The 22,144-nt window shown below is 62.3% G+C and carries 8 protein-coding genes; 5 read left to right on the top strand and 3 right to left on the bottom strand.

The window, feature by feature from the left end; translation table 11 throughout:
• Position 1 precedes the first annotated feature (1 nt).
• Positions 2-1,216 carry a hypothetical protein gene (locus tag DMO26_RS02390; protein ID WP_117190401.1) on the top strand — a complete coding sequence of 405 codons (1,215 nt, stop codon included), beginning with the start codon at positions 2-4 and terminating at the stop codon, positions 1,214-1,216.
• Between the two features lie 43 nt (positions 1,217-1,259).
• Complete coding sequence (locus DMO26_RS02385; RefSeq protein WP_117190400.1) at positions 1,260-13,424, top strand: LysM peptidoglycan-binding domain-containing protein; 12,165 nt, start codon at positions 1,260-1,262, stop codon at positions 13,422-13,424.
• 213 nt (positions 13,425-13,637) lie between these two features.
• On the opposite strand, the gene DMO26_RS02380 is transcribed toward DMO26_RS02385, so the two are convergent.
• From DMO26_RS02380 to iolG, 3 genes are all read right to left on the bottom strand, one after another.
• Positions 13,638-14,555, bottom strand: coding sequence for a DMT family transporter (locus DMO26_RS02380; protein WP_117190399.1), 918 nt, complete (start codon positions 14,553-14,555; stop codon positions 13,638-13,640).
• A 78-nt stretch (positions 14,556-14,633) separates the two neighbouring features.
• Positions 14,634-15,929, bottom strand: coding sequence for a flavin monoamine oxidase family protein (locus DMO26_RS02375; RefSeq protein ID WP_117190398.1), 1,296 nt, complete (start codon positions 15,927-15,929; stop codon positions 14,634-14,636).
• A 357-nt stretch (positions 15,930-16,286) separates the two neighbouring features.
• A complete protein-coding gene (gene iolG / locus DMO26_RS02370; RefSeq protein WP_117190397.1) occupies positions 16,287-17,282 on the bottom strand; it encodes an inositol 2-dehydrogenase in 996 nt (331 codons plus the stop codon).
• Positions 17,283-17,451: 169 nt separating this feature from the next.
• On the opposite strand from iolG, the gene DMO26_RS02365 reads away from it, so the two are divergent.
• From DMO26_RS02365 to iolD, 3 genes are all read left to right on the top strand, one after another.
• On the top strand, positions 17,452-18,264 hold the full coding sequence (locus tag DMO26_RS02365; RefSeq protein ID WP_117190396.1) for a MurR/RpiR family transcriptional regulator: 813 nt from the start codon (positions 17,452-17,454) through the stop codon (positions 18,262-18,264).
• Between the two features lie 130 nt (positions 18,265-18,394).
• The gene (locus tag DMO26_RS02360) at positions 18,395-20,323 is read left to right on the top strand and encodes a bifunctional 5-dehydro-2-deoxygluconokinase/5-dehydro-2-deoxyphosphogluconate aldolase (protein WP_117190395.1); all 1,929 of its coding nucleotides are present in this window, start codon (positions 18,395-18,397) and stop codon (positions 20,321-20,323) included.
• Positions 20,320-22,143: a 3D-(3,5/4)-trihydroxycyclohexane-1,2-dione acylhydrolase (decyclizing) gene (iolD, locus tag DMO26_RS02355; protein ID WP_117190394.1), complete on the top strand. Its 1,824-nt coding sequence runs from the start codon at positions 20,320-20,322 to the stop codon at positions 22,141-22,143. Before DMO26_RS02360 ends, iolD begins: the two co-directional genes overlap by 4 nt.
• Position 22,144: the final 1 nt, after the last annotated feature.

Genomic DNA, 22,144 nt, shown 5'->3' with positions numbered 1-22,144 from the left:
CATGAAGCTCATGGTCTGGAACATCGAAAAATTTACCGATGCCAAATTTCAGGATTATGAATACTACCCGACCGCGAAACTCTCGACGAAGCGCAAGCGTCAATACAATAGCGCGACAGACCGGCTGTTTTATATGCAGATGGTGGTCGGTGCCGGTGGCACGGCCGCCGACGTGCCCGACGTGATCGCGGTGCTCGAAACGATGACTGCACGAAACACGCCATTGGGACAGCCGATGAACGCGCTGGATTCTGGAGGCGTGCTGCAGTTCCTGCAGATGATCAAGGATGAGACCGGCAACGCCAACTGGCGTGTGGTTCCGCCGATCAAATGCAATCCTCCGAAACCTGCTCTTCATGTCGGAAAATGGGCTGCGGAAGAAGCAGTCGCCGTTTTTTACAACAGCGCGACCGTCACCTTCGAGGGGCCGGACTACTGGAATGGCGCGGCGATACAGCGCGCCGCCGGCGGTGCGGCCGCGTATGCGCTGCCCTGGAACGGAGCTACGATTGCAGGCGGTACCACACGGGCAGGGCGTGTCGACCACACGGATAATGCCGGTACGGCTGTTCTTTTCCCGAACAACATGAACCGTCGTCCCTTCATGGTCGACTTTCGGGAAGTGGGGGGCGCAACAAGACTTTTCCGCTGCCTGTTCATGCATACGTCGCCCCAGCACGGCGCGACCGGCACGCATGTCACCGGCACCCAAGCAATTGCCCAGATTGCCGACATGAACCCGGCACAGAACACGACGGCCAATCCAAATTATTACATCGCCTGCGGCGATTTCAACGTGAACGACTATAACGCACTGGAATCCGTGGCTGCTTACGCACCTTTGCTGGCACTCAGTTACAAATATCTCATACGGACGACGAATACCGACTCCACCCATTACCGCCGCAACCATGACGCGGATCCGCTGACGCCGCCCTTCAGCTATCAGCATCGCGAAATACTAGACAATTTCTTTGTGCGTCGGAATCCAGGGCCCCAGCCCTGGATAACCGTATACAGAAGAATATCGGTCGACTGCGTCGATGGCGCACCGGCGCCTTGGGGCACGGCCATGTATCAGGACCTCGGAACGATCCAAGGCCTCCCCACCGGCCATGGATTGGCAGGACCGACAGCCACGTTCCATCAGTGGGAAAATTTCTGGAGCATCATCGCCACCAGCGACCATCTGCCGATCTATCTGAGGATCCCATGAAGAGCGGCGTTCCGATATCGAAAATCAGTTCGGCGAGGTTGTCATGGCCGATGCCCTGACAATCCAGACGGTCCACGACGATCTGATCACCCAGCTGGATCACGGTTCGGTCGCCGTTCTGTGGTCACGCAACCTGCCGTCGCAAAGGCTCTGGACGCTGGTTGCGGCGACGCTCAGCAACGACCCTGCAAATCCGGTCACGCAAATCGTCCTGTCGCCGCCGGATGCGCTCAACCCCGTCCGCGTATCCCCGGTCGCCGGTGAGGCCTTTACGGTCACCGGGCAGGTCGATCTTCTGAATCTTGTTGTCACCACCACGGTCACTGTCACCGTTCGCAACGGCGAACCGGACCTCGCGTTCATCCTCACCCCATCCGCGCGCTGGACGCTTGGACAAAGCTTCGAAGCTTTCAACAACCGCCTGTTCGATCAATGGTGTGGCCAGCTGACCGGCAAGAAGCTGACCTGGAGTTCGGTCGGCAGCACCGCCGGCACAGCGCTGGCTCTGGATGCATCGCTGCTCTATTCGGGCGTCTATTCTGTCATCAACATCCTTTACTCCGGTCAGGTTGCGCAGCATTTCACGCAGCCCATCGCGTTTGGGACGTATGGCCCTACCTTCAGCGCCCAAATCCCGGTGGTCCATACCGGCAACGGCGCGTTGGCCATCGGTCCCGTCAATGTCGACACGCCTTATTTCGTCACCCGATTGACCTATGTCCCGTCGGACGACGACGAGACGCAGATGTCGCCGGCGACGACGGTCGGCCTCGGCTGGCATCTCGACAGTCATAATCAGGCGGTCAACGATTTCGAGATCATTGCCGTCATAACCGGCAACTATCCGGTCCTCACCGTCTCCGGCGGTTATCCCGATGACGACAATGCGCTTGCGCTCACTGATATCGTCGCTGCTATGTATGGCTCCGCGATCAGTCCACCGTCGCTGCCAGGCCCCTTGCAATTCCTCGCGACCGATGTCGGGCTGCAGCGTTTCTCCGTGTCGGTCGGGCTGACGGTGCCGCCCGCATTCCGAGCCGCCCAGATCTATATCGCCACAAAACCCACCAGTCCCGGCTGGGTGATCATCGGCCCAGCCTCCGATCCGCTTCTGGCGCTGCAGGAAATCCATTTCCGATATTCGACCCTCGCAGCGGACATACTTACCGTCAATTCCGTGCTGCTCGGTGGCACGATCAAGATCGGCTCGCTGCTGTTCATGGCGGATGCGTCCTACACCTGGAGCGGCGCCGACTACGTCATCGAGGGGCGCGGCGAACTGGTAACCGCAGACGGTCTGCCGCTGCGCTTCTCCGACCTGATCGCTGGTTTCGGCGCGCCGTCGGTGGCTGCTGCCTTCGATGATTTTCTGGAACTCAGCTTCTCGCTGATCGGCGCGGAACTCACCTACGAGAACCAGGGGGGCACCGTCACCACCCGCTGGTCGGCCTATGCCGATGCAGATCTCAAGCTCAAGCTTTTCGGACAAGAATTCCTCGGTCTCCACAATGCGACCGTCAACGTCGGTGGCGTCGAGGTCGGCGGTGGCCCGCCGTCCTATGTCATCACCGCTTCCGGGCAGATCTTCGTCCTGGGCATCGTCCTGCCCGCCGAACTCGTCTTGTCCGACGGCACGAAGACATTCCGCATCGGACCGATCAGCTTCACGCTCGGCGACATCATCACCTGGATGGTCAACATCATCCATCCTTCCTGGAACTACGAGCTGCCCGAGCCGTGGAACGTGCTGAACTCCATCGGTTTCGAGAACCTGACGCTGGAATTCGATTTCGAGAATCAGACCGTTACCCTCGATACCGGGCTCACGGCCGATTTCGGCTTCATCAGCCTCACCTCGATCCGGTTGACCTACTACAAGCGGGTGCCGTCCAGCGGCAAGCAGGGCGTCGTCTTCGCGATGAAGGGCAAGTTCCTCGGCCTGCCGATCGAGGTCACGACGGACGATCCCGATCTCGAACACGACGAGATGGGCTGGGATCTCGTCAACGGCAAGCCGATCGAGGTGCCGGGCGCGGGCGACGAACTGTTCCGGCTCGATTATCTCGGCATCGGACAGCATGTCGCCTTTCGCGATACGCGCGACCTGCGCACCGTCGGCGAGGTCATTACCGCACTCGAAAACAATCTCAAGCCCGTCGCCGGCGACAGCGGCAATCCGCTCGCCACGCAGAACGGGCTGGTTTTTGCCGAAAACAGCGGCTGGCTGCTCGGTTCCAAGTTTTCGGTGCTGTCGACCGTCACCATCAGCGTGATCTTCAACGATCCGCAACTCTATGGGCTTCGTATCGCGCTTCAGGGAGAAAAGGCGCAGTCACTTTCCGGCCTGGAATTCGAGATCCTCTACAAGCGCATCTCCGACACGATCGGACTCTATCACATCGACCTGCGTCTGCCCGATGCGATCCGGCAGCTCGAATTCGGCGAAGTGTCGGTGACGATCCCGGAATTCGTTCTCGACATCTATACCAACGGCAATTTCAAGATCGATGTCGGCTTCCCCTACAGGCTCGATTTCTCGCGGTCCTTCTCGGTCGAGGTCTTTCCCTTCGTCGGTTTCGGCGGCTTCTATTTCGGTTATCTGGAAGGAGCGACCTCGGACCGCGTGCCGACGGTCAGCGACGGTACGTTTAAGCCGGTGCTGGAATTCGGGCTGGGTCTTTCCATCGGCGTCGGCAAGACGATCGAAAAGGGGATATTGCGGGCCGGCGCGACCCTGACCGTCGAAGGGATCGTCGAAGGGGTGCTCGCCTGGTTCAATCCCGACGATGCCAATCGCGACACGGCGCTCTTTTATTCCATCGCAGGCACGGTAGGGATCGAGGGGCATGTCTATGGCGCGATCGACTTCAAGATCGTCAAGGCTTCCGTCGATATCCGCGCCAGTGCTCGCGTGACGGTGATTATCGAATGTTACCAGCCGATCGACATTGCCCTCAACGTCAGCGTTTCGGCACGCGTGAGCGTCAAGATCCTGTTCATCACGATCCACTGCTCGTTCAGCATCGACCTCAACCTCGAATACACGATCGGCCATGCCACCACGCCGCCATGGACCATCGACACCCGCGGCACGCGCCAGCAATTCGGGCTCGTCCAACGGCGTCACGGGCTTTCGCCCAACGAGTTCGGCCGGCTGCGGGCCAGCCGCGCGAAGCGCCTTCAACGCGCGCGGCGTGCGCCGAAATTTGACCTTGCCGCCGTGGATCGCATGTCGCTTCATGCGACGCGTGACGTCGAGCAGACGGTCATCGCGCTGCAATTCCGTCCCTTCTTCACCCAGAGCGACCAGCCGTCGCTCGTCAACGACCAGCCGCCGCCGGCAGGCGAACGCGTTCGTTCCGTGGCGATGCTGTACACGGCCACCGCCGGCAGCGGGCCCGACACGGTCTTCGCCCAACTCGCCAGCTTGTGTTTCCAACGTGTGGTCGCGGCTCAGCTGGCAACGAAGCCGGACGAAAACGACCGCGTCAGCCTCTATGACCTCTCGGTCATCAAGCACCAGCTCGACCTCGGGCTGCATGATCCGGATTTCGCCTACGACGCTCTGGTCGCCTTTTTCGTCGCTGCCGGTATCGTGTTCGATATTTCGGGCGAGCCGCAAAATGGCGCGGTGACCGCGACCTTCTTCCCGATGATCCCGGCACTGACCCTTACCGATACCCTGACGGATGGCGCCGGCGGGCAACAGCACTTCGTCAGCGTCAATTACGCGACCGATCCACGCCTGATGGTCGACGAAACATACGAGGGCATCGTCGACAGTTATTTCCGCGCCTTCCAGGCCGGTTCGGAAAATCTCGTCGAACAACTGGCTGCCGGTATCTCGCCCGAGGCGGCACCGCGCGCCGGGACGACGGAGTCCATGGCGCAATATGTGTTCCGGGACTACTTCCTGATGATCACCCAGTCGATGGTGCAGTCCGCCATCGATTATCTCGACGCTTATCCCTATGTCGTGCCGCAAGGTGCTGCACAAAGCCTCACGGCGATCGCCTCGGCGATGTCTGCCCAGAACGACCCGCATGACGAGAACCCGGCGCCGCTTTCGATCGCGCTCGCCAACGTCACGGCCACTGACATTCTCGATGCTGCCGGCACGACCGCCACGGGCATTGCCGGCGCCTTCTATCAGGCCAACAACGGGGAATCGCTGAACGACATAGCAGGGCGCTTCAGCGTGTCCGCGACAGCTCTGGCGGCGATGGTCAATCCGGACTTCGGCGTCGCCAATGCCGCCGGGCCGAACATGATCAATCCCGGTATCCAGATCGATCTCGGCGACATCGTCTATACCTGCGCGGACACCAGCATGACCCTCGGCCTCGTCGCGCTGCTGTTTGCCGTCCCGCCGGATTCCATCCAGAATGATCCGGGCAATGCCGGGCTCGATTTCGCCGTGCCGTTCCCGCCGGGTACGCAGGTTCACGTCCCTGCGGCGCACTACGTGTTGCAACCGACCGACACGCTTGCCGGTCTCGCCCAGGCGTTCCAGACCGCGCTTTCGACGATCGTCACCCGCAATGCCGATCTCAAGACATTGGTCAGGCCGCTCGGCATCTGGGCCATCCCTATCTTCTTCCATACCTGGCAGAGCGGCGACAGCCTTCAGTCGATCGCGCAGGCCTATGCGCTGACCGTCGCCCAACTGCTCGAGGGCGGTTATGCCGCAGCCCCGATCATCAAAGCGGGAGCGGCGCTGACCATACCCTATCGCCCCGACATTCCGGCGGCGGATCTCTATGCCGCGATGGGTGCGACGACGGTGACCGGTCCGGTCGCCAATTCCGTTTCCCGCTTTATGATGCACGGGATGCGCTTGCCGCAGATTTCGCCGCTGACTTTCGACAGCATGAAGCCGATGTACATCAATCTCGGCCAGCAGATCGACGTCCCCAACGCGCTGCTGACGGAAACCGGCTACAGCTATGCCCTGACGCTCGCCGCCGATCCGCGCCCGCAATGGATCACATTCAATGGCGGCACCGGCATCTCCGGCAGCTATGACTACGCTGCGGAGGATCTGACCGAGCTCGGCGTCTACAACGCCGTCTTCACGCCGGATCAACTGACCGTACGTCAACTCCCGCTGATGGCCTATACGCCCAACCGCTATCCGCTGCGGCAGGTGGTCCACTGGCAATCGCCGCATGGCCTTGCTCCCGTCACCGGCGAGGCTTCCAATGGCAATGGCGAGCCCAATATCTGGAACTTTCCGCCGGCGCTCATGGAGCGGCTGTCGGCCGCTACAGGCGGAACGGATGCCGCGACCACGCTCAAATTCGCCATAGCGATCGGCCGCCAGCCGGCCCCGAATGCGCCGCCGGTCTACACGCCAGTCGGCAGTTTCGCCTGGGGTACGGTGATCGATCTCGGCGTGAAGCGAGTCATGGCCGGCAGCGCGGGCAATATCGCCGTCAAAAATGACTATCTGCTGTCAGGCATCGATCCGGCGAGCCGCGAAGCGCTTTATCGCCTGTGGACTTACATGGCCGATCCTTCCTATGCGGATCAAGCCGATCTCTACGTTCTGTGCCGCGCCGATCCCGCCAGCCAGAGCGGCCGCGGAGTGATTTCCCAGGATCTCGTCACTGCCAGTACTGCCGTCCTGAAGACCAATCTCTCGACGGTCAATAATCCCGCTCCTAGCGGCACGCGGCTGCGTGCCGCCGCCGAAGGCGATCCAGCGCCGGTCTATGCCGCGACCATCGGTCAGCCCAGGGATTTCCTGCGGCTGATCTGGGAAAGCGTCACCGTCAACAGTGGCGGTTATTATCTCAACTATACCGAAAACGGCACCGGCGACGGCTTGCCGGACGATCTCTTCGATACGAACGGCGTGGCAACCGTCCAAATCTTGGTGATCTTCGCGTCGCAGCGTCATTCCGGCAATACGCTCGCCGGCCAGCCGCCCATGCTGCGCATGTCCAACTGCGTCGTCCTGAGCGACCACCTGGATCTCGGCAATGCCGAGCTCGTCGTGGAAGGTGCCAACTACACCGTTGAGGCCGGCACCAGCCTCGCCGCCGTCGAGGCTGCCATGGGTTTTGCCTCCATGGCCGATTTCGTTTCCGCCAATCAGGCACTCAAGGTCCTGCTGCGGCAGGGACTGACGATCGCAGTCGGTAGCGGCACGATCGTGGAAGTCGGCGACAGCCTATTGTCGATCGCTGCGCGCGTGGGCGCCAACCCGCTCGCGGTCGCCAATGCGGTGGCGAACGATACCAGCGCCCTTATACCCGGAGCGCTTTGCCAATATGCCCCAGGTCAGATGCGGCTGATCGGCACCGGCGCGGTCGGTTCCGTGGGATTGGAGGTCACCCGTGCCGATCCGGATCCAGACGATGTCTCCTATGCCACTTTGACTGCACAGCAGAAGCTCGACCTGATGTTCAACCTGCTGGGTATCGACCTCACCGGCAACGGCTGGTTCCAGCCGCTGGCGATGACGACGGATACCGGCCAGCCTGCCGGCCGCGCCAACGAATGGCCCGCCACCGGCCCCCTGCTGCCGGACGACGTTCCTCCCGCGCTGCGCGCCACCAACTGGGTCTATCGCAAACTGGTGCCCTATTACGAATTTGCGGTACCGGCGGCCAATGCGGCACTCGATGCCCCCCATCTGCCGCCGCGAAACGAGAACCCTTATGCCGGCATCGCGCCGTCGTCGCAGATAGCGCTGGAGGTCCATTTCCAGGACAATTTCGGCAACCGTCCTGCCGGCGCCGGCGCAAGTGGCAGTATCGCTCTGCCCGCCGGTTATCGCGACCTCATCCAGCCGCTTTCCGCCTGGCCCGGCGTGGCGACGAGCTATCTGGTCAACAAGGTGAATCCACAGCCTGGCGGTGGGGTGTACAAGGTCGGGATCGAGATCGACGCCGGCTTCCGGACCGCCAATTATTCGAGCGGTGCGGGACAGACCGTGACGCAGGCCCGCAAACGGATCGCGGCAGATCAGGAAAAGTTGCGGCAGATCTATTACCAGATCGTCCAGCCCGACATGCAGATGACGATGACGACGACGCTCGACAGCGTCGGTGATGTCCCCGCCCTCTACAGCCTGTCCAAATCTTCCTTCGTCGATATCGTCAATGCGGGCCTGCTGTTCTTTGGGCAGCAATTGGAAACCGCGCAAGTAACTACCGCCGGTGTCGCAGGCGACACGATTGCCAGCATGGCGGCGCGCTGGCTGCTGGTCGATCCCGGAGCCTTGCCCAAGGCCAATGCGGCGATGACGCTCGGGAGCTTCTTCGATCTTGCCGCCGCTGGTCAGTTGACGCTTCCCGTCACGATCCTCGCACGCGCTGGCCAGAGCCTCGTCAACCTTGCCCGCAGCGCCACGGACGCGATGGGCCAGGCCGTCAACGAACAGCAGGTGGCGACGCTCAACGCCGATGTGCCGCTGAAGGCCGGCACGACGGTCGTCGCGCCGGAGCGGACCATTCCCGGCACTAACGATCCCGCCATCGGCGACCAGAGTCTGGCGCAACTCGCCGAACGTTATGCGGCGACCGTCACCTCGCTTGCCGCCGCCAATGCGACCGATACCACGGTATTGCGTCCGGGCACGATGCTGACTTTGGAAGGCGTGGACTACGCGGTCGCAGCCGGCGATTCCTTCGCAGGCCTCGTGACCGCCTTCGAACAGGTGCCGGTCGCCGTGGGCCGAGATACGTTCCGCATCCTGGCCGAGGCGCGGGGCCTGTCGGTAGGCGCGCTCGCCTTCGCCAACGAGACGGCGGTGAGCATCCTCGCGGCAGGCGGCACCTTCACCTATCCGGATGGTGCCGGCGGCACTGTCTCTACTCAGGTCGTGGCCGGCGATAGCCTTTATACGGTGGCAAACAAGATCGCCTCGCAGCTTCGGCAGGCGGCTGTTACGGTTGAGAGCCTTGTCACGGCCAACCAGGACATTCCGGGACTGCTCAAAACCGATGCAGTGCTCGCCACCGGCCTGACGCGGATCAGGATCGACGTCATCGCCAATGCCAATGCCAATGTCACGGCGCTGTTCGTAGCGAGCGCACATCTCAAGATCGCTGCCTATCGGCTGCAGCCGGGCGATACCGTGACGTCGGTCGTAGCCGCTTTTACCGCCATCGACCCGTCCTACACACTGTCTCGATTTGTCTCCGACAACGGCACGACCGGCGATCTGATGCCGGCGGGCGCACAGCTACTGGCCGGCACGCGCACGCAGAGCGTCGATGCTGCCGAGACACTTGCCGATTTCGCCGACGCCAGCGGACTGACCTTCACGCAGATCGGTCAGTACAACAGCGACAAGCCGCTTGCCGTCACCACCGACGCCAAATATCTGGTGCCCGAGCGCACCACAGCTGCCGGATTATCATTCTCCGCCGTCCAGCCGGCGGCGGGAGAATCGCTTGTCACGGTGGCGTCTCGGTTTGCCGGCATAACGGCCGGCAATCTTGCCGAGGCGAATGCCCAGATGTGGCGCACCCTGACGCCTGGCCTGACGGTGAGCCTCAACGGTACGACCGTCATCACCACGGCGAACATGACCTTTGCGGCGCTATGGATTGCCTCCGGCGGTGGGACGACAGTTGATTATGCTGCGCTTGCCGCGGCCATCGACGCGGCATCGGCGTTGCGGGCCGGCGCAGTTCTGGTCGGTCCGCCGGCCAGGGCTGGCTCGGCCGCCGCCCGGCCCACCGATCTCGCGGCCGCCTGGAATATCGATGCGGATGATCTGCTCACGGTCAATCGCGCGGCCGCTGCGTTCCTCAATCCTGGGGCGACCGTCACCTTCGTCGGCACGGCCGGTCCGGTCGTGCTGACCGTCCGCCCGAATGACACGATCAATACGTTTCACGACTATGCGATCGGCACGGCCGGCCTCGAAGCTGTGGATCGCACCGCCTATTTCGCGGCTCTGGCAATGGCGCCGGCGCTGATCGCGGCCCAGGCTGCCTTCGTCGTGCCGCCAACGATCGAGCGGATCACGACCCGCATCGACCGCAACTTCCCGTCCAAGCTGTTCCGGCTGACGCAGGCAGTCCAGTTCGCCCGTGTCAACTACGAGGTCACGGCGGCGACGATCACGGCGCTGGAAGCCGTTCCCGACATTACCGCGGCACAGGCGACGAAACTCAATGCCATGGCAAGCGCCGGACAGCTCTATATCGACGGCGATGCCTTCGATGCGGCATTGCGCTTGGCTTTCGGCAGCGAGCCCGATATCGACTACCTGATTTCCATGACGCGGCGTTATGCCATGCTGCCGACCGTGCAGATGGACCCCAGCTTTGCCGATGTGCCCGCCGCGCTCTCGGTGGAAACGCAGATTCCCGCCCACGCGACGCCCAACTCACCGGAGGACACGGCCCAATCCCTGCGCAATTTTGCCGTCATGTTCGAAGCGGCCTTCGACAATGCCGTCAAGGTGAGCATCAGTGCCGCCGGCGATGCCCTGGGGCCGTCCCAAGCCCCGCGCCAGCTATGGGCCGTCGATTTCTCGCAGGCGGGCTACGGTTTTCGCGTCGATGGCAGCCAGCCAAGTTACTTCGCCCGCCAGCCGATTTCCAACAAACTGCTGGCCGAAAACGGCGTGTCCATGCGCTATTACGTCTCCGGCAACCCGGCTCCCGTGCTTGGCGATCCAATCGATGTCAAGCATGCCGATCTCGACATATGGGCGCGGCAATTCTTCGAAACCGTGGATCTCGCGCTCTCTCCGGAATGTGCGGTATCGATCTATCAGCACGCGCCTACGGCCCTCGACAGCCTCGTGGCGCTCAAGGGAAGGCTGGCGGAGACGGCGGCCGGCCAGCTCGGCCAGCTGATTGACAATGGCCATCCCGGAAACCTGACGCTTGCCCGCGAAAGCTTCGCCGAGCGGCTCAAGATAGAACTCGCGGATGCCTACCGGATAGAGACCGTGCTGCAGTTTCCGGTTGCGATCACCAACGGTGGCCCGGAACGTGCCGGCATCGAGCCGCCCCGACTGTTCGGGCAGCCGGTCAACCTGTCCTATGTCACGGCAACGGTCGAGACCATCGCAAGTCTTGGGGCGGTGCTCGGCGTCAGCCAGCCCTATGTCGTGGAGATGTTTGCCGGCATGCCCGGGATCCTCAATCTCGGCCCAGGCAGCAGTCATCCGATAACAGTGACCTATACGCCCACAGGAGCGACGGCCCAGCCGACCGCGAGCGATTCACTCACCACGCTTGCCATCCGGCTTGGCATCGCCGGCTCGCGGCCGGCGCAGGCATTGATCGGAGCCATCACCATTTCGCCGGCCGGCGAGGGGCTGTTTGCTCCGCAGGTCTCGCTGAGCGCCATCCAGGTGTCTTATGTGCCAGCTGTGGCGACCAGTATCGAAGCGGTTGCGCAAGTACTCGACGTGTCCGTCCTCCAGCTGGCGGCGGCGATGCAGGACACGGCGGGCCTGTTCAATCCGGCGATTACTTCGCTCACGTGGCTCTATGGGACAAACGCTACTGCGACGGTACCGCTCGCCGCAACTTCGACCTTCAACACCCTTGCCGCCGCGTTTGCGGCCGCTGGCGTGACACCGGCACCCGATGCCGCCGCCGTCGCCAACTATTTCCGCATTCTGCCGCCCGACCTGATCGCAGCCGGTGCACGACTTTCGATTGTCGAGCTCATTCCGAACAGCTCTTTCAACGCCACGGCGGTGCCACTTTCTGCATCGGGCTCGGTGCTGACCTTCTTCCTCGATGTCGCCAATCCGTCGCGGGCACGTAAACTGTTCATGGATCTCGACTTCCCGATCAACCAGATCGAACACGATATCGCAGCTGTCCCCGCCGACCCGGATTATGAGAACTCGGCCTGGCTGTCGTTCCTGCTGCCGTTTGACACGGCCGGTGGTTCCACCGATTCCCGCATCGGGATGGTCGATATCCCGATTCCCAACCTGAGCTATCCGGATTCACCGGTCCTGACTGGCCAGGCAGGCGTTCCGACCCCGCGGCCGGAGCCGCCGGTGACGGTCATGGATTTCAAGAAATGGGATTACAATTTCGCATTCGAATATCGCGTCGCGGCCCAGGACCTCATCTATACGGGCGTCACCATCAACCGTGTCGCCGGCGCCGGGAGCGAACGCAGGCTCCGGGCGCTGGACGAGGATCCGGGTCTGCCCACCAATATTCTCGAAGCGCTGGCCCAGTTTAACGCAAGCTACCAATCGTTGACGGAAGATCTGCAGCAGCTGCCCTTCCTTTCTGCCGACGATACGGGCAATCCCGCGGTGGCTTCGGCGTCCGTGCTGGCTGAATTCGGGCGACAGATCGAGCAGTTATGGACCGTGCTACCTCCCGCGCCCGGCGTGGGCGGACAGGACGGCGAACACGGCTACGTCTTCACGATGACCCGGGCACGGGATGCGGCAGATTATCTCGACACGCTGATCATGACCGCGCAAAAGTCCGGCGAGACGCTGTGGCCGGGACGAGCGGAGGTCCAAACGCCGGACGGTACCTGGTATCAGCTGACGCGTTTGACGCCGAACCCGACCGTGGAAGTGGTCTTCGCCTATCCGCAAGACGAGATCCGGGCGGATACGACGCTTACTCATCGAATCTGGTTCATCGGACTGGATGTCGTCGTCGAACAGAGCGCCCGGGCAGGTGTGCATGTGACGCGCAACGAGAACCTCTCGAACGCGGGCGCGACGCTGCCCGCCTTCGTATACCGGACCCCGGTGATCGCAACCGCGGATGATCTGACGCCGCTCATCGGGCGCGCCGATCCCTATGTGCTGCCGCCCCCATCCGCGCCCAACAACGATCTCGTCAATGCGCTGTCGAACTTCTTCAAGGAATTGTTCGATATCGGCAGCATCACCTGGGCGAGCGGTACGACCCGCATGATCACATTGCATGTCGCCTACCGTTTCGATCTCGCTCCCGGCCAGCCGCTCGGTGGATCGGACCTGACGCCGCAGGCGCCATCGGTGTTGCACACGCAATATGCCTTCCGGCTGAATCCGGCCACAGGCTCGCCGGACTACCAACCGGTCAGCGACACCTTCGTCAGCAATCTGGCTGCAGCGGTCAACAGCTGGACATCTGCCAATCTCGATCCCGGCCAGCCGGGCTATCTCGTCTTCGATCTGATGGTTCTTGCCGACGATGCCACCGCCGCCGATGCACCAAACCCGGTGCTCAAGCTGACGACGCTTCTCTGGGCGCTGCAATAGCCGTTTCGGCACGCGACGCTTTCCCTCGGCGACCAGGCCCGGTCTGCATGTTCGCTTCGCTTCAGTCTTGTGGGCGCTTCCATTGGTAATGTTCAAAGACGTGGTGCGACGATGGCCTGACTGCTGGACGCACCGCAGCAGTTCCTCCCACATCAATACATCAGCCGCGACGTCCATTCCGCCCAATGAAGAAGGCATTGGTGGCCGAGCGCTTCAGTCCTGTTTTCCGGCAGCCTTGGGAAGCAAGTTCGCGTGTCCATAGAGGTTGACGATAACGATGCCAGCGATGATGGCAGCGAGCGCCACCCCGTGATGGATGCCGATCCTCTCGCCAAGCAGCAGGATTCCGGCAAGCACCGCGAGAAGTGGCGTGAGGAAGGTGAAGACCGAAAGCTTGGTCGCCGAATAACGGCCGATCAGCGCGAACCAGGCGAGGAAGGAAAACGCCGCGACGATCACGGTCTGGTAAGCAAGGGATGACCAGCCGACCAGCGACTGCGGCAAAGAAGTTTGGCCCTCGACGAGAAGGGCGGTGATGGTCAGAAGCACACTGGAAACGCCGAGCTGATAGAGCAGCGTCTGCGAGGCCGGTGCCCTCGCAAGTCTGGTGAGACGGATGGCGATCGTCGTCAGGCCCCAGAGAATGCCGGCGCCGAGTGCCAGCGCATCACCCAGGAATTTCGTCCTGTCGATCGCGACCGAAGCCTGAAGCACCAACCCAGTGCCGACGAAGGCGATGACGATGCCGATCCAGCCCGCTGCCGACAGTCTTTCGCCAGGGATCAGGAAGTGCGAGCCGATCGCCACGACGAACGGCGCCGTATAGAGGAGCAATGCCGCGCGTGCCGCATCGGTCAGGCCAAGCGAAACGTAAAGCATTCCGAACTCTACCGAGAAGAGCGCACCGACCAAGAGGCCCGGCCAGAAGAGGCCGCGCGTCCAGGCAAGGCCGGAACAACGGAACCAGCCGGCGAGCAGGATCGTCGCGCCAATTGAGCGAATGGCCGATTGCCAGAAGGGCGGCACTTCTGGAATGGCCGCCTTGATGGCGATCTGCTGCAAGGCCCAGAGCGAGCAGAGGACGACCATCGCCAGAATGGCAAAGCTGTCGAGGGAGTGTTTGCGTGTCATCGGGCCATCATGTCGGCTACGGCCGTCGGAAGCCAATGAAAAATAACGAAAGGCGGATGCTTGCCGCTGATCGCGAGGTTAGCTTTGGCTGACGCGTTCGGCGGAGTTTCGCAAACTGGCAAGAACTTCTGCCGCCGCCGTGCGGCCTGCTACGATCGCACCGTTCACATAACCCGGATAGGAGAGTGCGAGCTCGGATGAGGCAAAGCGGACTGCCGGCAGCCCCTCGCGAAGAATGTCCTCCGCATCGGAGGCGTCAAGATCGACGATCACGTCGCCGTAGGCGCCGCCGCACCAGGTATCGTCCACCCAGTCTCGCACGTGGATGTCGAGCGGATTAGCACCTTCCGGGCCGAAGGCTTCGCTGAGTTGGCCACGGACGAAGTCGATCAGCTGTTCGCGCGGCCGCTCATGCCATTGGCGCGCTTCCGGCCCGCCGATGAAGATCACCAGCCCGGCATAATCGCCGCGGCTTGTATCGCAGGCGTAAAGTCCCTGCGGCTCGTGCCACATCACGGCACCGCTCAGCCCACGCTCTCTCCAGAAGGGCCTGTCATAGGTCACCTGCACCTTGATCGACTGGCCAGGAGCCCAGGCGGCGAGCGACTTTTGCACGCGATCGGGGAGGGCCGGCAAAAACTGCAGCCGCCGCGCCATGACCGGTGGTGCGGCGAGGATCATCCGGCGGGCGGAAAAGCGTTCGGCGCCGGTTGTCACCGTGACACCTTCGGCCGAATGTTCGATCTTTGTCACCGGCTTTGCCAGGCGAAGCCTATCACCGAGCTTTGCGGCCAATTCCTCGGCCAGCACATGCAGCGTATCCGGCAGGAACATTTCCATTTCCGAATAGGTATTGGTGATGCGCCGATCGTTGGAGGCAAGATAAAGAAAGGAGACTTCCTGCGGGTCACAGCACCAGAGTCCTCTGATCAGCCGCAGGAAACTCTTCTTCACGTCGGCAGGAACATCGTCCAGCCCGGCAATCCAGTCGGTGACGGTAAGATGCGCAAGACCCGGATCGTTCGGATCGGTCGCGATCATCCGGTCTCGCAGCGCATCCACGCCGCGCCAGCGCGCATAAGCCTGTTCGGCTGAAACCGGCGGCTGGTAGATGGCATCGCCATCGTAATGGGTCATGACCGGTGTCCTGTCGCTCTCCTTGATAAGCGCCATCAACTCGGTCATGTCGCGGCAGAAAAACTGCCCACCGGTATCGATGCGGGTACCGTCCGGCAATACGGACGACTCCACCTTCCCGCCCACCCGGCTGCTGGCTTCGAGGAGCAGTACGCTCGATCCGGCTTCCATAAGCTCCCGTGCGGCCGTAAGGCCCGTGAAACCCGCACCCACGATGATGACGTCCAGCTCCTGCATGTCATTCTCCGCTCGTTTTCGCCTTAGCCCTTTAGCGGAGGCCGGACGATCCGTCCATGAGGCGCTGCTGGTCTGCTATTGCAGCCGTTTGATCAGGAATTCCTTTGCAGCCTGGCTTTCGAGACGGCATGGGCTGGAGCATCCGGCAGCCATTCCCCACGGGGAACCGATGGTCATGGCCATGCTCGATGCCGCCGAGCCTGATCGCCCTGCAATCTCAAGATTTTTGCGCAATAGTTCGACCCGGCCGCGGACGAAGCCATGACATGGCTCGGCCATCCCCATATCGCTCCAGGCGAAGTCCGAAAATCGAGGCGGAACTTCCGGCGCAAATCGGCGCGACGCGGCTGAGGGCTATCAGTAGGTGATCTTGACTGCCTTGCCCTCCTTGGCGGCGAGCAGCGCCGCGTCGGCAAGCGCCAGGGCGATCACACCGTCTTCGGCAGAAGGCGAGGGGGCGGTGCCATTCTCCAGGCTGTCGATGAAGGCCGAGATTTCCGCAGCATAGGCCGCCGTGTAGCGGGTCATGAAGAAGTCGTGCAGCGGCGGGCGGGTATAGCCGTCCTTGTTGGCGATTTCGATCGAGACCGGTCTCTGGTTTTCCGCCGCGACCGAGCCGAGGGAGCCGTGCACCTCGATGCGCTGGTCGTAACCGTAGCTCGCCCGGCGGGAGTTGGAGATGACCGCCTGCCTGCCGCTCTTCGTCGTGAGGATCAGGCTGGCGCTGTCGAAATCGCCGAGTTCGCCGATCTTAGGATCGACGAGAACCGCGCCGGCCGCCATGACGCTGTCGATCTCCTCACCGAGCAGGAAACGCGCCATGTCGAAATCATGAATCGTCATGTCGCGAAACATGCCGCCGGAAACCTTGATGTATTCGGCGGGCGGCGGGCCGGGGTCACGGCTGGTGATCGTCACCATTTCCACCTTGCCGATCCTGCCGTCGTCGATCGCTTTGCGGACCGCTTGAAAATGCGGGTCGAAACGGCGGTTGAAGCCGAGCATCACCTTGGCGCCGGTCTTGCGCACCGTCTCGACGCAGGCTTTCGCCCGTTCGACATCGAGGTCGATCGGCTTTTCGCAGAAGATCGCCTTGCCGGCTCTGGCGAAGCGTTCGATCAGGTCCGCATGGGTATTGGTCGGCGTGCAGATGATCACCGCGTCGATATCGCGGTCGGCCTCGACCGCCTCGATCGTGCTGACCTTGCAGCCGGTACTGTCGGCAATCGCCTGCGCGGCGTCCGCCATGGCGTCGACGACGGCGACAAGCTTCGCTCGCTTGTCTTCCGCGATCGCGCGAGCACGCACCTTGCCGATACGGCCTGCGCCGAGAAGCGCGAGTTTCGTGACCATGATATTCCTCCCATGAACACTGTCAGATCGTTGAGACAGCCCGCCTCCGCAACGGGTAATGCCGCCGTCTTCGTCGGCTGCTTTCAGGCTGCCAATCGAAATTTGGAATATATGTTCTATTTTGCTAGATTGTGATTTCATTCATGTCAAGGCAAAGGGAAGGGACGAAATGGAGGAAAAGGCGCCGGCCACGATCAAGGAATTCGAGGAGCGGTTGATCGAGGTTTCCGAAGACCTGCCGAAGCGGCTGAGGCAATGTGCCGACTACGTCGCGGCCAGCAAGGACCGCATCGCGGTCTCCACGGTGGCCGAGATGGCCGAGGGCGCGCGCGTGCAACCGTCGGCCTTCATGCGTTTCTGCCGCATCCTCGGCTTTTCCGGCTTTTCCGAAATGCAGCGGCTGTTTCGCGATTCCTATGCGGGGGGCTGGCCGGACTATTCGACGCGGCTGAAGCATCTTCGCGAAAAGGCGGAGGGTAGTCCATCGGCGCTGCTGGCGGAATTCGTGGATGTCGGACGCACCTCGTTGGAAAACCTGCTGAAGACGATCGACCCGAAGGTGCTGGACGACGCCGTCGAGGCGCTGGCGAAAGCGGAGATGATCCATATCATCGGGTTGCGGCGTTCTTTTCCGGTCGCGAGTTACATCGCTTACGCGTTCGAGAAGATGAACGTGCCTGCCATGCTGCATTCCGGCGTCGGAGGGCTCGACAACCACAATGCCATCCGGCCCGGCGACGTGCTGCTCGCCGTCACCTTCTCTCCCTATTCGGCGGAGACGGTCGGGATGGTGGAGGCGGCGGGCGCGCGAGGCCTCTCAGTCGTGGCGCTGACCGACACGATCGTCAGCCCCTTGCGGAAATTCGGGGCGATCACACTTTCGGTCTCGGAAGTAGATTTCGGCGCTTTCCGCTCTCTTTCGGCAACGCTCTGTCTGGCGATCGTATTGTCCGTCGCGGTGGGGACGAAGCGGTCAGGTTGAACGTTTGTGTTGAAAATGAGAAAAATAGAATTTATAGTTCATTCACGAATGAGGGCGGTCAAGGAGGATTGGCCGCTTTCGAGGCGGCTAAGCGCGGGCACGGAACGCGGCCGTCGAAAGGGAGGAAATCTTGGCGTCACTCGATCTCATCACGATCGGCCGCTCGTCGGTGGATCTCTACGGCGTACAGGTCGGCGGACGCCTGGAGGACATGGCTTCCTTCAACAAATATATCGGCGGTTCGCCGACCAATATCGCGGCGGGCGCGGCCCGGCTCGGGCTGAAGTCGGCGCTGATCACCCGGGTCGGGGCCGAGCACATGGGCCGTTTCATTCGTGAGCAACTGATCCGGGAAGGCGTGGATGTGCGCGGCGTGAAGACGGATCCGGAGCGGTTGACCGCGCTCGTGCTCCTGGGTATCCGTGACAGCGAACAGTTTCCGCTGATCTTCTATCGCGAAAATTGCGCCGACATGGCGCTCTGTGAAGACGATATCGATCCGGCCTTTATCGCTGATGCGCGCTGCGTCACCGTCACCGGCACGCATCTCTCCAATCCGAAGACCGAGGCTGCGGTCCTGAAAGCAATACGGCTCGCCCGGGAAAACGGCGTGCTGACGGCGCTCGATATCGATTATCGCCCTAATCTCTGGGGCCTTGCAGGACATGAGGCAGGAGAGAGCCGTTTCATCTCTTCCGAGAAGGTGACTGCCAAGCTGCAATCGACGCTCCATCTCTTCGACCTTTTGGTCGGCACGGAAGAGGAATTCCACATCGCCGGCGGCTCGACCGATACGCTGGAAGCGCTGCGGACGGTGCGCAATGTCTCGAAGGCGACATTGGTCTGCAAGCGCGGGCCGATGGGCGCGGTCGTCTTCGAAGGTGATATTCCGAACAGCCTCGACAAAGGGCAGACCGGCGAGGGTTTTCCAATCGAGGTCTTCAACGTTCTCGGTGCCGGCGACGGTTTCATGGCCGGCCTGCTCAAGGGCTGGCTGACCGGAAAGGACTGGCCTACGGCGCTGAAATACGCCAATGCCTGCGGTGCCTTTGCCGTGTCACGGCACGGCTGCACGCCGGCTTATCCGAGCTGGGAGGAGCTGCAGTATTTCTTCCGTACCGGTATCCGTGACAAGGCGCTGCGCAAGGATGCGGCGCTCGAACAGGTGCACTGGTCGACCAACCGCATCGGCGATTGGCCGGAACTGCGCGTCTTCGCCTTCGACCATCGCATGCAGCTCGAAACGATCGCCGATGAGGCGGGCCAGAGTTCGGAGCGGATCGACGCGTTCAAATCGCTCTGCCTCAAGGCGGCGCTCGATGTCGCCGATGGCCGGCATGGCTATGGCATTCTCTGCGACAGTCGGCTGGGCCGCGAGACGCTCTACAAGGCGACTGGAACCGGGCTCTGGATCGGCCGGCCGGCGGAATGGCCGGGCTCGCGGCCGCTGACGCTGGAACCGGAACTCGGTCCCGATCTGGGCGGCATAGCCGAATGGCCGGTGGACAACGTCGCCAAGGTTCTCTGCTTCTACCATCCGGACGATCCGCCGGAGATGCGGGAAAAGCAGGAAGAGGTGGTCCGGCGACTGTTCGCCGCGACCCGCCGCAACCGGCTCGAAATGCTGCTCGAAGTCATCCCGTCCAAAGTTGGATCCGTCGATGACCGTACCGTCGCCGATATCATCGAGCGTTTTTATGAGATCGGCGTCTATCCGGACTGGTGGAAGCTGGAGCCGATGAGGAGCGAGGCGGCCTGGGCGAATGCCTGTGCCGCGATCAAGAAGCACGATCCCTATGTGCGCGGTATCGTCGTGCTCGGACTCGACGCGCCGATGGCGGAGCTGGAGGAAAGCTTCGCTACTGCTGCGCGCTTCGATCTCGTGAAAGGCTTTGCCGTTGGCCGGACGATCTTTGGTGATGCGGCCCGGCGCTGGTTTGCCGGTGCGATCGGCGACCAGGAGGCGGTGACCGAGATGACGCGCAAATACCGCGAACTCTGCGCGGCCTGGGACACGGCCCGCGCAGGAGCCGGCAGCGGAGGAGGAGACGGCCGATGAAAACGGTGAGACTGACCGCCGCGCAGGCGATGGTGCGCTACCTGGCAAATCAGATGACGGAGGAGGGGGTACCCTTCATCGCTGGCGTCTGGGCGATCTTCGGGCATGGCAATGTCGCCGGCACGGGGGAGGCGCTGGCGGGCATCCGGCCGGATCTGCCGACCTATCGCGGCCAGAACGAGCAGTCGATGGCCCATGCGGCGATCGCCTATTCCAAACAGCTCCGCCGCAAGCGTACGATGGCTGTGACCTCCTCGATCGGCCCCGGCGCAGTCAACATGGTGACGGCGGCCGCACTTGCGCATGTCAACCGCCTGCCGGTGCTGCTCATTCCAGGCGACGTCTTCGCCAATCGCGGCCCGGACCCGGTGCTGCAGCAGATCGAGGATTTCGGCGACGGAATCGCCACCGTCAACGACTGCTTCCGTCCCGTCAGCCGTTATTTCGACCGCATCAGCCGGCCGGAGCATCTTCTGACGGCATTACCGCGCGCCATGCGGACGCTCACCGATCCGGCCGATTGCGGGCCGGTGACGCTGGCCTTCTGCCAGGACACGCAAGCGGAGGCCTATGATTATCCGGAAAGTTTCTTTGAGCCGAAGACCTGGTACTGGCGCCGGCCGCGGCCGGACGAAAATGAGCTGAAACGCGCCGTCGAGGCGATCAGGGCGGCGAAGAACCCGGTCATCGTCGCCGGCGGCGGCGTGCATTTTTCCGGTGCGACCGACACACTTGCGGCCTTTGCCAGCCGGCACAATATTCCGGTCGTCGAGACACAGGCCGGTAAGTCGGCGCTGCCCTGGGATCATGCGGTCAACTTCGGCCCGGTCGGCGTGACCGGTGCAGCGAGCGCCAACGCTATCTGCGAAAACGCCGACCTGGTGATCGGCGTCGGCACCCGTTTTCAGGATTTCACCACCGGTTCCTGGGCGCTCTTCAAGAATCCCGAACGGCGCATCCTGTCGCTCAACGTCCAGCCCTATGACAGCGCCAAGCACGAAGCGATCCCGCTTGTATCCGACGCAAAGGTCGGGCTGGAACTGATCATGGCTGGGCTTGGCGACTATCGGTTTGCGGTCCCGGAGATCGGCCTAAAGCAGGCGTGGTTCGCCAAGGCGGATGCCGTCACCGCCGCTCCGAAGGACGGCAACCTCCTGCCGACCGATATGCAGGTGATCGGCGCCGTGCAGCGGGCCTCGCGCGACAACACGGTCGTCATGTGCGCGGCCGGCACGATGCCGGGGGAGCTACACCAACTCTGGAAGGCGGGCAGACCGCTCTCCTATCACATGGAATACGGCTTTTCCTGCATGGGCTACGAGATTGCCGGCGGGCTCGGCATCAAAATGGCGGAGCCGGATCGCGACGTCATCGTCATGGTCGGCGACGGATCCTACATGATGATGAACTCGGAGCTCGCAACGGCCGTTGCGATGGGTATCAAGATCACCGTCGTCATTACCGACAACCGCGGCTACGGATGCATCAACCGGCTGCAGATGGCGACCGGAGGCGAGCAGTTCAACAATCTCTATGCACACACCAACCAGGCGAACCCGATGCAGATCGATTTCGCCGCCCATGCCGCGGCGATGGGCGCAGATGCACGCAAAGTCTCCTCCATCGCCGATCTCGAGGCGGCGCTGAACGATGCCCGCGAAGCAAAGGTCGCGACCGTGATCGTCATCGATACCGACCCTTATCCGACGCCCGAAGGCGGCGGTTTCTGGTGGGATGTTGCGGTGCCGGAAGTCTCGGCCCGCCGTGAAGTCAACGAGGCTCGCGCCGCCTATGAAACGGCGCTCAAGGAAAGACGCTGAC

The organism is Rhizobium terrae (genome assembly GCF_003425685.1).
Classification (GTDB): Bacteria; Pseudomonadota; Alphaproteobacteria; order Rhizobiales; family Rhizobiaceae; genus Neorhizobium; species Neorhizobium terrae.
Note: the sequence above shows the minus strand (reverse complement) of the source record. Positions and strands in the feature narration are given on the sequence as shown.